Origin of the sequence: Nostoc sp. JL23, assembly GCF_017115065.1 — a bacterium.
GTDB lineage: Bacteria > Cyanobacteriota > Cyanobacteriia > Cyanobacteriales > Nostocaceae > Nostoc > Nostoc punctiforme_A.
On sequence record NZ_JABXKN010000025.1, the window covers coordinates 1 to 11527 of the forward strand.

General features: G+C 41.3%; 10 protein-coding genes and 1 pseudogene. 7 read left to right on the plus strand and 4 right to left on the minus strand.

Features of this window, described 5'->3' with window-relative positions; translation table 11 throughout:
- The 5 genes and pseudogenes from HWQ42_RS03795 to HWQ42_RS03815 form a co-directional block, all read left to right on the plus strand.
- Nucleotides 1–226: pseudogene (locus HWQ42_RS03795) on the plus strand (hypothetical protein); the annotation flags it as partial.
- A 147-nt stretch (nt 227–373) separates the two neighbouring features.
- Nucleotides 374–970 (plus strand): cytochrome b/b6 domain-containing protein, encoded by a 597-nt coding sequence (locus HWQ42_RS03800; RefSeq protein WP_292809467.1) that lies wholly within the window; start codon nt 374–376, stop codon nt 968–970.
- A gap of 27 nt (nt 971–997) precedes the next feature.
- Nucleotides 998–2431, plus strand: coding sequence for a bifunctional orotidine-5'-phosphate decarboxylase/orotate phosphoribosyltransferase (locus tag HWQ42_RS03805; RefSeq protein WP_292809469.1), 1434 nt, complete (start codon nt 998–1000; stop codon nt 2429–2431).
- A gap of 158 nt (nt 2432–2589) precedes the next feature.
- Nucleotides 2590–3690 (plus strand): AI-2E family transporter, encoded by a 1101-nt coding sequence (locus tag HWQ42_RS03810; RefSeq protein WP_292809471.1) that lies wholly within the window; start codon nt 2590–2592, stop codon nt 3688–3690.
- A 119-nt stretch (nt 3691–3809) separates the two neighbouring features.
- Nucleotides 3810–4511 carry a serine/threonine protein kinase gene (locus tag HWQ42_RS03815; RefSeq protein WP_292809472.1) on the plus strand — a complete coding sequence of 234 codons (702 nt, stop codon included), beginning with the start codon at nt 3810–3812 and terminating at the stop codon, nt 4509–4511.
- 183 nt (nt 4512–4694) lie between these two features.
- Here HWQ42_RS03815 and HWQ42_RS03820 read toward each other — a convergent pair whose 3' ends face one another.
- The 3 genes from HWQ42_RS03820 to HWQ42_RS03830 all read right to left on the minus strand — a co-directional run bounded on the left by HWQ42_RS03820 (nt 4695) and on the right by HWQ42_RS03830 (nt 6613).
- Nucleotides 4695–5675, minus strand: coding sequence for an AbiJ-NTD4 domain-containing protein (locus HWQ42_RS03820; protein ID WP_292809473.1), 981 nt, complete (start codon nt 5673–5675; stop codon nt 4695–4697).
- A gap of 249 nt (nt 5676–5924) precedes the next feature.
- Nucleotides 5925–6299 carry a DUF5615 family PIN-like protein gene (locus HWQ42_RS03825; protein WP_292809475.1) on the minus strand — a complete coding sequence of 125 codons (375 nt, stop codon included), beginning with the start codon at nt 6297–6299 and terminating at the stop codon, nt 5925–5927.
- Nucleotides 6296–6613: a DUF433 domain-containing protein gene (locus HWQ42_RS03830; protein WP_317616110.1), complete on the minus strand. Its 318-nt coding sequence runs from the start codon at nt 6611–6613 to the stop codon at nt 6296–6298. Before HWQ42_RS03830 ends, HWQ42_RS03825 begins: the two co-directional genes overlap by 4 nt.
- A 226-nt stretch (nt 6614–6839) precedes the next feature.
- On the opposite strand from HWQ42_RS03830, the gene HWQ42_RS03835 reads away from it, so the two are divergent.
- Complete coding sequence (locus HWQ42_RS03835) at nt 6840–8750, plus strand: GTPase family protein (RefSeq protein WP_292809477.1); 1911 nt, start codon at nt 6840–6842, stop codon at nt 8748–8750.
- Between the two features lie 505 nt (nt 8751–9255).
- On the plus strand, nt 9256–10935 hold the full coding sequence (locus tag HWQ42_RS03840) for an ATP-binding protein (RefSeq protein ID WP_292809479.1): 1680 nt from the start codon (nt 9256–9258) through the stop codon (nt 10933–10935).
- 36 nt (nt 10936–10971) lie between these two features.
- Here the strand turns inward: HWQ42_RS03840 and HWQ42_RS03845 are convergent, their stop codons facing one another.
- Nucleotides 10972–11430, minus strand: coding sequence for a DUF29 domain-containing protein (locus HWQ42_RS03845; protein ID WP_292809481.1), 459 nt, complete (start codon nt 11428–11430; stop codon nt 10972–10974).
- Nucleotides 11431–11527: the final 97 nt, after the last annotated feature.

An 11527-nucleotide genomic window follows, 5' to 3' on the forward strand; every position in this document is an offset into this window, starting at 1 on the left:
CTACCCAACTCTAACCTACTTGTCCCACGCATGTGGGACTTTTGCAAGAGGTCTACTCACTCGTGACAACCAGCAATTTCAAGATTCTGATGCTTTAAAGCGTTTTATTAGTCGTGTTCGTGAGCGTGTAAAAGGCGTTTTTCATGAAATTCAAAACACTGGAGTCTCAACCTATTTAATTCACATTAGGCGTAATTTAGCTTCGAACAACCCTAGCCATACCTAAACTGACAGTTAAAACAGCAGATGGTAGACCATTAATGTCAGAATACTGAATCTAATGATGAGAAAATAAAGGTAAATAGCCCACCTCCAAACTTGCTGGGCTATTTACCCAAGACAGATAAACAGCAAATTTTATCAGTCAAAATTTATGACTTCCACCGTTCCCTCTCAAACTCGAAAGCGACCCACTCAAGCAATAGGAGCCAAAATCTTCCACTGGTGTAACATCATTAGTCTATTTATCATGCTCACCAGTGGACTACAAATTTACAACGCCAACCCTGTTTTTGGTGGACGTGCAGGTTTGCACGTTCCTCCGATATTTACTTTAGGAGGTTGGCTGGCAGGAGGTAGACACTGGCATTTTGCAGCAATGTGGCTATTCTCGCTGAATCTGTTGTGGTATGGAATTTACATTTTAGTTACCCGGCGCTGGCGACATCGCTTTGTCGGTGCTAATGACTTCAAAGCATTACAAAAAACTCAAAATTCCCAACGCCTAATTTATGCTTGGCATCGGATTGCTTATACAGCAATTATTCCTATTTTGCTGCTGGCATTATTTACAGGGATAGGAATGTATAAACCTGCTCAATTTCCCTGGATTGTGGATTGCTTTGGCGATTGGCAAGCATTGCGAATTGTTCACTTTGCCTCAGTGCCGATGGTTATCTTATTTGTAGTAATTCACTATCAATTAGGGCGTAAGGCTGGTGGTACTGAATTAACAGAATCAATGTTTTGATCGACGATCCTTTTTTAAACAAAAAAAATGAACTTTTTTGATAAATTGAATGGAAATATCTTACAAAATCAAAGCTTACTTTTTGTAGGACTCGATCCAAATCCAGAAATGATGCCTGGGCGTTATGAATCTGAAGAACTTATTGCTGGTTTGGAGAAGTGGTTACAATTCATTATTGCGGAAACTGCTGATTTCGTTTGTGCTTATAAACCGACACTTGGCTTTTACGAAGCTTTAGGTATTCCTGGTTTAGAACTGCTGTACAAAACTTTAGCAGCTATTCCAGCCCATATCCCAGTGATTTTAGATGCCAAACACAGTGACTTAAATACTAGTACCATCTTTGCCCAGACTGTGTTTACACAATGGCAGGTGGACGCAATCACTCTCAGTCCCTATACAGGACAAGATCACGTAGCACCTTTTTTGGTCTATCCTGATAAAGCGGTGTTTATTTTATGCTGTACTTCTAATCCAGGTGCAGAAGCTCTACAGCAATATCCTACAAACGAATCACCCCTTTATTTACAGGTAGTAAAAGAATCAAAAACCTGGGGAACTCCAGAACAATTGGGTTTGGAAGTGGGAACTACAAATCCTGAAGTTTTAGCACTTATTCGAGCAGTTGCACCTGAACGAATTATTATGGCGCGTAGCATCTGGGCAGAGGCTCAAAACCTGAAACAAATTTTAGAAGCTGGCTTGAATAGTAATGGTGATGGTTTACTGATTCCTGTTCCTCAAGATATGTTGGTAAATACACAATTAGCAGAAGAAGTCCAGTCTTTACGTGCAGAAATCAATCAAATCAAAACTGAAATTGTTCACGAAAATTCTACTTGTTCTGTGTGGTTTCCTGATGTTTGTTTTTTAAATCAGCACCCCCACCAAGATTTGATTTTACAACTTTATGATCTTGACTGCATTATGTTTGGCAGCTTTGTCCAAGCATCAGGAGCGATATTTCCTTATTACATCGACTTACGCAAAATTATTTCCAATCCCCAAGTTTTTAATCAAGTTCTCACAGCTTATGAGGATATTTTGAAGAACCTGAATTTTGATAGATTAGCAGGTATTCCCTATGGTTCATTACCAACTGCGACTGGTTTAGCTTTGCGCCTTCACTGTCCGATGATTTTCCCGCGTAAAGAGGTGAAAGCACACGGAACTCGGAGAGTAATTGAGGGTAACTTTCATACTGGTGAAACAGTTGTAGTGGTTGATGATATTCTCATTAGTGGTAAAAGTGTTATGGAAGGGGCGGGAAAGTTAGAATCAGCTGGATTAAAGGTTAATGATATTGTGGTATTTATCGACCATGAACAGGGGGTGAAAGATAGGTTACAGCAAAATGGTTATTGCAGTCATGCGGTTTTAACTATTTCGGAAATTACTAATACTCTCTATCAAGCAGGGCGAATAAATGAAGAACAATTTTCAGCCTTTGCTGAAATTTAGTAATTGGAATAATGGAGAGTAGGGAATGGGGAATTGGGAGAGACACGATTAATCGCGTCTGCAATGGAGGAAGATTTTTATTGTCTACTTCTTCTTGAGCAGATTTAATTACTCGGTTCAATCTAGTAACTAGAATAATTTTCGCTTTGAAATTAATTATGAATTTTTCACTGAATCAACTACTTAGATGGTTAATTTTTACGTTGTTATTTCCTCTAGTATTTCTCAATGGTTGGCTGGCATTTTTGCTGGTTAAAAACTTCCAACCTGTCGTCACAATTCTTGTCTTGGCTACTTTGCTTGCATTCGTTTTAAACTATCCTGTTTCGATTCTCCAACAGCGGAGAGTTAAACGCGGCTATGCAGTAGCATTAGTTTTTATATTAGCATTGGTAATTGTTGTGGCTCTGGGTATCACTTTAGTACCCATTATTTTAGAGCAATTTAATGAAATGGTTAAAGTCTTTCCCCAATGGATTGATTCTAGCGAAGAAAAACTTCAGAGTGTCAATAATTGGTTTTTGAAACATAAAATAAATGTGAATTTAAGTCAGCTATTAGCACAAATTACTGACCAGTTACCTAATGAAATAGAGTTTGTTTCAGATAAACTTTTAAGTATTATTATAGATACAATTGATAGTATTTCTGAGGCGTTAATCACAGTAGTGCTAACTTTTTACTTGTTGTTAGATGGCCCAAGAATTTGGGAGGCGGTATTTAAGAAGTTACCTGGAAATCTTGCCCAGCAGATAAGCCAGTCTCTTCAGCAAAACTTCCAAAATTACTTAATTGGCCAGGGAACTTTGGCTTTACTGATGGGTGTTTCAATAACATTTTTGTTTTTAGCTTTTCAAGTCCAGTTTGCTTTACTCTTTGGCTTGGGAGTTGGGCTTTTGAGCTTAATTCCCTTTGGTGATGTCGTCAGTCTGGTTTTAATAACTTTAATAATAGCGTCACATGACTTTTGGCTAGCAGCTAAGGTGTTTGCAGTAGCTGTTGTTATCGATCAGTTAATCGATCAGGCGATCGCACCACGTCTTTTAGGTAAATTTACTGGTATTAGACCAATATGGGTATTAATTGCTCTGCTTGTAGGAACCAATGTTGGCGGAGTCTTGGGTTTACTAGTTGCGGTACCTGTAGCTGGTTTTATCAAAGATGTAGCAGATGGTTTTTCTAAATCTGTTAATTCTGATAACCTGGGTGAGGGTGAAGCAGGATCGGAATTGTTGGTAGAAGAATCAATATCGCAGTGAGTTTTGGATAAAAATTGCCATCTCTACTGTTAACGGGAAGTTGCAACGGTGTCATTTAGGTCGTAATTCACTCAAGTCAACCTTATTCCCAAACCTCGTAAATTGGCTAAGGAATTAATATGGACAAATTGCCCCTAAAACAGTTAGTCAAACACATTTATCAGGAACTATTGCCTAGATTACAGATTGAAAGTGTCAATCCCTGTAATCCAATTAAGGTCAGCTATCTTCCACAACCTTGGCGGCTGCTTGGCAGAGGAAATTACGCCGCAGTAGTTTATCACCCCGATTCCCCTGACTATGTAGTTAAGATTTATGCCCCAGGACGGCCAGGTTTTGAAGAGGAAGTAGAAGTTTACCGTCGTCTAGGTTATCATCCAGCCTTTTCTGAGTGTTTGTACGCCAAGGATGGATTTTTAGTCTTGAAACGGCTTTATGGAACAACCCTCTACGATTGTATGCACTTTGGTTTACTAATTCCCAAGCAGGTAATAAAGGACATTGATGAAGCTCTTGACTATGCGCGAAGTTGCGGACTCCACCCTCATGATGTCCACGGGCGTAATGTCATGATGTACCAAGGCAGAGGATTAGTCGTAGATATATCAGATTTCTTGCATCAAGAAGCTTGCTCAAAGTGGAATAACTTAAAAAAGGCTTACTACTGGTTATATCTGCCCGTGTTTTACCCACTGCGACTGCGCGTACCATACTTTGCCTTAGATATCGTCCGCAAATTTTATCGCCTGGGAACTTCTGTTAAAACTTTTTGTTGCCAACTATCCCTAAGATTAACTAATATTAAGTATTTAAAACGTTAAGAGCGATGGACAGATAACTTTTGTGCTGTCCAATTCTTGCCCATTTTGGCACTTTCGTCATCAACACTTCGTTGATAAATTTTATTGTTGCTTGCGATCGCTGAATGTATCGAAGACAATCGCGTAGACAGCCAAAGGCGATCGCTCCTTATCTCCCAAATCTAATTAAAAAGCGATCGCGCTCTAAATCTTCGATTTCAGGTAATTTATGAAAGACGTACATAAAAGTAAAAATAACTTTGCATCAGCAACAGTTATATCAGGCTCAGTCAACATAGCATGTCTAATACCTCCCTCATCACTTGTATATCCATACAGAATTAAGAATGAATTTTTTAAAGTGGGATGTAAATTGTGAGAAACCTCCAGAACCTTCAGAGCATCAGCTAAAGTTGCCTTTGGTTTTCCAGTAATAGCTTTTGCAACACTTTCAACTGCGGAAATAGATTCTTTTATAGAGTTTCTGTAGTCAGGATTTTCTCTGTCACTCATTAAAGTAAGGGAGCGTTTCAAATGGCTGGACACAGCAGGAAAATTTTTATCATCTACTGCTTGCTCAAGCATTTCAATTTCTTGCTCATTGGTGATATCTGTAAATACACCTCCGACAAATCTATAACCTGCCATTTCTCTTTCTAATACAGAGTTTATATCTTCTACAAGTTTCGGAGATTTGAAATAGTTCATAGTGATCTCAAGAAAATCATAAACTTCGTTCCATTGGCACTTTTGAAAATATTTTAATAACTGGTATACAGATGCTCCTGATCCGCTAGGCAAGTTATCCAAAGGATGCTTAAAATAGTTTTCCCAAAGATGTTTAAGAAAATTATCTATATCTATACCTGAATATCTCATACTTGTAAAAGCTGATTTTTCTGAGTACTCAAGTAAGAAATTTGCACTTAATACATTCCAAAGAGAATTGCGTAGATCATCATTCATACTATCAATTTGGATAATCTCAGATATTGGCTTCAAGCCTCGTCGTTGGCTAAAGGTCTTGGCTGAAACCTCATCTGCGAACATTTCAGGTAAATGTTGTTTCGCCTCGGATTCAGCAATTTTTTCAGGATCATGTATATGACAGTATCCAGAAGAATTAGCTTTGAGCTTACATTTTTCTCCAGATTTAGTTATTGCCTTGCAATTAGCTGCTGACATACGAAATCACTTCGAGGATATCTTTATTAAGATAGCAGTCTTATCAATGAAGCTTAGTATTAATTAAAACGCCGACAGTGGTCTAAGAGGATGTTTGAAAAGCCGCAAAGTATACTAGAAACCCCTCTCCAAACCTCTCTCCGTTTCGGGGAGAGGCTTTGAAACCCCCATTCCCTACAAGGGAATGGGGGCTAGGGGGGTTAGGTTTGGGAGGCTTAGATGTTAGCAATAATATTTTTCAAACAACCTCTAGTAGCTTTTATCAATATAAGCACTCAAAAACACCAGTTGGTTTACCATCTCCTCAGCCGAACGAGTAGCAACCAACTTGAGCAACCCTTGTAACTGTTGCCCTACGGAATAGCGTTGTTGCTGCAACAAGATAATGCCAGCATGATTTCTTTCTGTGGCTAAAAACTCGTTATGTAAGCAGCAAAAGTCTCTTCGGTTGTAGCTATAGATAACACGCCCTTGCTCTGTTGCCCAAATTAGCTGCTCATCATCAGAATAGCTCTGCCTGCTCACATCGGCCACTGTCACAACATCCAAGTTTGCATTACAGAAAGCTTTGATTAGGGACTTCTCAACACTGTCCTCATCTAAATACAAACGAATTTGGCTCACTGTCTCTTCGCCGTGTACTCAGCTTCCAAACGGTCGTATTCTTCAATTTCTGCGGCAATCTCCGTGTCAATTACTTCCTGGTTAGCATAGTAGTAAGCTAGCGCTGCATAAACTTGTGCCAACATTAGCTGTGGTCTTTGGACAACTATCTCTTCCGGTTTCATGCCTGCGTTGAAATCGATCGCAATATTATGTACCGTAATCCGGTGTCCCGCAATCCGAGGGCGACCACCACAGGTTCCGGGTGTGCTGACAATCAGCGTGCCAATGTCGGTAATTGTTTGCATAGCTTGTTTACTAAATTTTGCTCTCATAGACAACTGAGCAATTTTAAACTTCTTCTAATCTAGAAATATAAATATCCAGTTGTTTATTTAGCTACCTACAGCAAAATAAAACATTTATCCCTAATAATTAGGAGTCTACCATTAATCCAAGAATACCAAACATCCTGCTTGCATTGGAGACGATAGACTTCTATATAAGAGTAATTTTTGCAAAAACTCGAATTTCCCAACATCTCAAAGCAGGTATAGGGCAATGGTGCGATTAAAACCTTGGCAGTGGGTCGTCTTAGCAATCCCGATCGCGTTTATCATCATCTTCTTATTGGTGTCTGCCGGTTCACAAATTCATGCGTGGGGCATTAATTGGATTTGGGGTGTATTCACCGTTTTATTTGTTGGTTGGCGTTGGCTGCTAGTCAAATGGACTCAACCAGCTGTTAACCAAGTGGAAGCTGTATTAGCCCAAGTCCAAGAAGAATTAGAATCGACAGCAGAGGATACAGTAAGGCGACCTGTGGGAAGTGACACCACAAAGCTTGCAGAAGCCGCCCTTCAAGAAATTCTGCAAGCAGCACAAAGCGATCGCCCGATTTGGGAAGACTGGCAAACTTTTTGGACGCGATGTCAGGATTTAGTTGTGGCGATCGCTCATATCTACAATCCTCAAATTCAATATCCCCTACTGAATATTTACGTTCCCCAAGCTTATGGGCTGATTCGGGGAACGGTGGATGATATGGATCAGTGGATGCAAAAGCTATCCCCAATCCTGAATCAGGTAACGGTTGGACAAGCATACCAAGGATATGAGGTCTACCGGAAGTTGGAACCATCGGCTCGGAAATTCTGGAAAGTTTGGAACTGGGCACAATGGATCTTAAATCCGGTGGCGGCGGTGGCAAAACAAGCCAGTCAGGGTTCTAGTAACCAAGCAACTCAGCAATTATTGGGGAATTTGAGCCAGTTATTTCGGGAAGCTGCCCTGAGAAACTTATGCCGACAAGCGATCGCACTTTACGGAGGTAGCACCTTACCAGTTCCAGCAACCGTAGTTTCCCCATCAACTTTACCCAAAGCAAAAACCCAAACACTCCGAGAAATCCTGACTCAAGCTCAACCAGCCGAGGCGGTTGAGCAAAAACCCGTGCATATTCTGCTGGTGGGACGCACGGGTTCAGGAAAAAGTAGCTTGATTAACACGCTATTTCAGGCGGATCTCGCAGCCGTTGATGTTTTACCCAGTACCGATCGCATTCAGAATTATCAATGGCAGACTGAAAGTGGGGAAACCCTGACGCTTTTGGATACACCTGGTTACGAACAAGTCAACCGTGCCGAACTCCGAAATTTGGTGCTTGATTATGCCATAAATTCAGATTTACTGCTGTTAGCTACTCCTGCCCTCGATCCTGCCCTACAAATGGATGTGGACTTTTTGCAAGACATCAAAGCAGAAGTTCCAGATTTACCTGCGATCGCTATTGTCACTCAAGTAGATCGTCTCCGTCCCATCCGCGAATGGCAACCACCTTATGATTGGAAATGGGGCGATCGCACCAAAGAAATTGCCATTAGAGAAGCCACTGAGTATCGCGCTAAACTGCTAGGAAACTTCTGTAATCTCGTTCTACCCGTGGTTACAAGTGACAGCAAAACAAATCGAGTTGCCTGGGGAGTAGAGGCGCTATCGTTGGGATTAGTGGATGCGATCACACCTACTAAGCAACTCCGCCTCGCCCGCTTTTTGCGTAATCTAGAAGTCCGCATCGTCGCCGCCGCCAAAATCATCGACCACTACACCTTCCAGATGACGACAACACAAGGATTAACGGCATTGCTCAAAAGTCCCGTCCTTCAGTTTGTTTCTACGCTCTCAACCGGATCTCCGGCTTTAGCATATATGCTGGCGGAGCAAATTCCCGTGGAACAGTTGCCAATTGTCATTGGTAAACTACAAATGGGATATGACCTTTTCTCACTCTTGAACCCCAACGCGCTCAACTTTGAATTGCTATCCCTTTGGCCGCTACTCTTGGAAAACACCGCTGCACCCGATCGCAACGCCTGGGCATTTGGTCATGCCCTGGTGGAGTACTGGACTCAAAATCTAACGATTGAACAACTCCGGGAGCGATTTGAGTATTATTTAGCGATCGCCAAATAATTTGCCTGCGATCAGCAATGTCTACGAAGGATTGTGACGTATCTTCGATTCTCTTGCAAATACTACGCCTAAATAACGAGTTTAAGCTAAACATCAAAAGTTGCATTAGTAAATAAAAGTAAATTGCGAATATTTACTTAGCACTTTTGAAGAATTTCATACTATATAAGTAAAAGCAAAAACGCGATAACAAACAGATTGTACTCTCAATATCAAAGTTAAGATTACGATTAAGAGTAGGCGTGGGAGCATCCACTTTTGGAAGAAACACCAGGTGATTGGAAATCGCGGCTATACAGACTAAACCCGCCTACTTTGGGTTTTATAGAGTCCGCGCAGGCGGACAAAAGTTTGTATAGCCCCAGACTTATAGTCTGTTCGCGTAGCGTGCGCCTTAGCGCAGGGCGATCTGCTCAAACGGGATGCTCCCCTCCCTGTGGTGTCCGCCGAACCTACCCGCTTTACCTAAGTTTTTATACAGACATCTTTTTGTTCAGAGTTCTTTATGAAAAATATATTACAAACCTCCATCTCTCAAGAACAGAATTTAAATCAGAGCTATAGCATTTCGTCTTACGACAGGCTACTTTCGGTTGTGAAGGATTTAGCTTGTGTGCGGACTATTGAAGAAATTATTGAGATTGTGCGTTTGGCTGCTCGCGATCTCACAAATGCTGATGGAGTAACTTTTGTATTGCGGGATGGTGAATGTTGCCACTATGTCGATGAAAACGCTATTGGGCCACTTTGGAAAGGTATGCGTTTTCCGCTCAAGTCTTGCATCTCCGGTTGGGCAATGCTCAATAAAAAAGCAGCCGTAATTGAAGACATTTACCAAGATGCGCGAATTCCTCTTGATGCCTATAAAGTGACTTTTGTCAAGAGTTTAGTAATGGTTCCGATTCGGGTTTCCGATCCACTGGGTGCGATCGGAGCCTACTGGAGTACACGCCACCTAGCCACGCCCCAAGAGATCGGACTCCTTGAGATTTTGACCGATACTACAGCAGTTGCGATCGCGAATGTTCAACTTTTCCAGAAACTGACGAACCAAAACGCCCTGAAAGACAAATTTATTGCGATGCTGGCTCACGAGTTGAGGAATCCCGTTGCCCCCATCTCCAACGGCGTTCAGCTATTGAAGTTGAAGCTAGGCGAGACTGGCGCAGTCGGGGAAACAGTTTTAATGATGCAAAACCAGATTAAGCACCTCTCGAAATTGATCGATGAGTTACTTGACGTATCGTCCATCACTTATGGAAAGATTTCATTAAACCTTGAGAAGGTTAATCTGGTGGAATTGGTTCGCCAGAGTCTCAATGACCATGCACAAGCAATAAAAAGATGGAATCTTAACGTAGTAAAAGACCTGCCAAACACACCTGTGTGGGCTTATGTTGATTCCACTCGCTTCTTCCAAATCTTTGGAAACCTTCTTGATAACGCCTTAAAGTTTTCCCAGCCAGATGGGACGATCTGGGTGGATTTCTCAGTTATTCCAGGTGACAATGGCTCAGGTAGTGTAGCGGTTTTATCTGTAAGAGACTTAGGCATCGGGATAGACCCGACAATATTACCAGAACTTTTCGAGCCGTTTACCCAGGCCGATCGCAGTTTAGATCGTTCGCGGGGCGGGCTAGGTTTGGGACTGTCGGTAGTCAAAAGTCTTGTGGAACTTCATGGTGGTAATGTTGAAGCCTCAAGTAGAGGGATTAATCTGGGAGCAGAATTTAAAGTCACTTTCCCTGTATGCGAAGAGATTACAACCTTGGATAACGACCTAGAGATTACAGAGGCGGCTAAAAAATCGTTGAAGATTTTAGTCATCGAAGATAATGACGATTCAGCCGTATCATTACAAGCAGTACTTGAGCATTTTGGGCATGAAGTTTCCATTGCCAAAAATGGAATTTTAGGGGTAGAAACTGCAAAAAAACTTGAGCCTCATGTAATTATTTGTGACATCGGACTTCCCGAAATGGATGGATTCGCCGTTGCACAGGAACTGAGTAAAGACTCCAAATTGACTAGCTCAATTCTGATTGCACTGACCGGCTACGGTAGCCAAGAGGATCGGCAGCTTGCGCTGAAGTCTGGTTTCAAATGCCACTTGACCAAGCCTGTAGACTTTGAAATTCTGATAGCAGAAATTGATCGATACTTTGATGAAGTACTATCAAGTTGAGAAATTTTGCTACTTGTGAATTTTGACTGAGGAGTGTCAATCCATTAAATCATCTGTGGTAGGCTCACCCGGATAAAAGCGATCGCTCAAAATTTCCTCAAAAAGATATAAACATTGGAGGGGAAAAATTGAGAGTGGCAAATTTGTTTCTCCTGATGCTAAATCCCTACCATTTTCATAAGATTCCTGGAGCGCCTCTTCAATGTAAGGTTTTAGACTAGGATTTTCGTTCAGCAACTTGAGAATTTCCCGTCGTTGTACTCTAATTGTTGCTAACCAACTACGGCTGCGTTGCTTTGGTTGATATTCCCATTTGAGTAAATGTCCAATTAACACACTAAAACGATTTCTCAATTCTTGGCGTTCCTTTCTTCCCAAAGATTCAATTTCCTCAATTAAATTGGGTAGGTCAAGCTGGTTCCATTGATGATGACGCAGAAAGTTAGCCTGTTCTTGAGTCCAAGTGTAGAAGTCTGCTTCATAGAAGTTTGGCATCAGTTTTTTTGCCTTTTTTCAGATTTGTAGCGTCTACATAATTAGGACTTACGCATTGACAAAAAATATCACCTATGGAATCTATAGATGCTAGATA

Bases quoted from the DNA above. Each gene is read 5' to 3' on its own strand.
- HWQ42_RS03800 (WP_292809467.1), top strand. From the start codon at position 374: ATGACTTCCACCGTTCCCTCTCAAACTCGAAAGCGACCCACTCAAGCA.
- HWQ42_RS03805 (WP_292809469.1), top strand. From the start codon at position 998: ATGAACTTTTTTGATAAATTGAATGGAAATATCTTACAAAATCAAAGC.
- HWQ42_RS03810 (WP_292809471.1), top strand. From the start codon at position 2,590: ATGAATTTTTCACTGAATCAACTACTTAGATGGTTAATTTTTACGTTG.
- HWQ42_RS03815 (WP_292809472.1), top strand. From the start codon at position 3,810: ATGGACAAATTGCCCCTAAAACAGTTAGTCAAACACATTTATCAGGAA.
- HWQ42_RS03820 (WP_292809473.1), bottom strand. From the start codon at position 5,675: ATGTCAGCAGCTAATTGCAAGGCAATAACTAAATCTGGAGAAAAATGT.
- HWQ42_RS03830 (WP_317616110.1), bottom strand. From the start codon at position 6,613: ATGAGAGCAAAATTTAGTAAACAAGCTATGCAAACAATTACCGACATT.
- HWQ42_RS03835 (WP_292809477.1), top strand. From the start codon at position 6,840: ATGGTGCGATTAAAACCTTGGCAGTGGGTCGTCTTAGCAATCCCGATC.
- HWQ42_RS03840 (WP_292809479.1), top strand. From the start codon at position 9,256: ATGAAAAATATATTACAAACCTCCATCTCTCAAGAACAGAATTTAAAT.
- HWQ42_RS03845 (WP_292809481.1), bottom strand. From the start codon at position 11,430: ATGCCAAACTTCTATGAAGCAGACTTCTACACTTGGACTCAAGAACAG.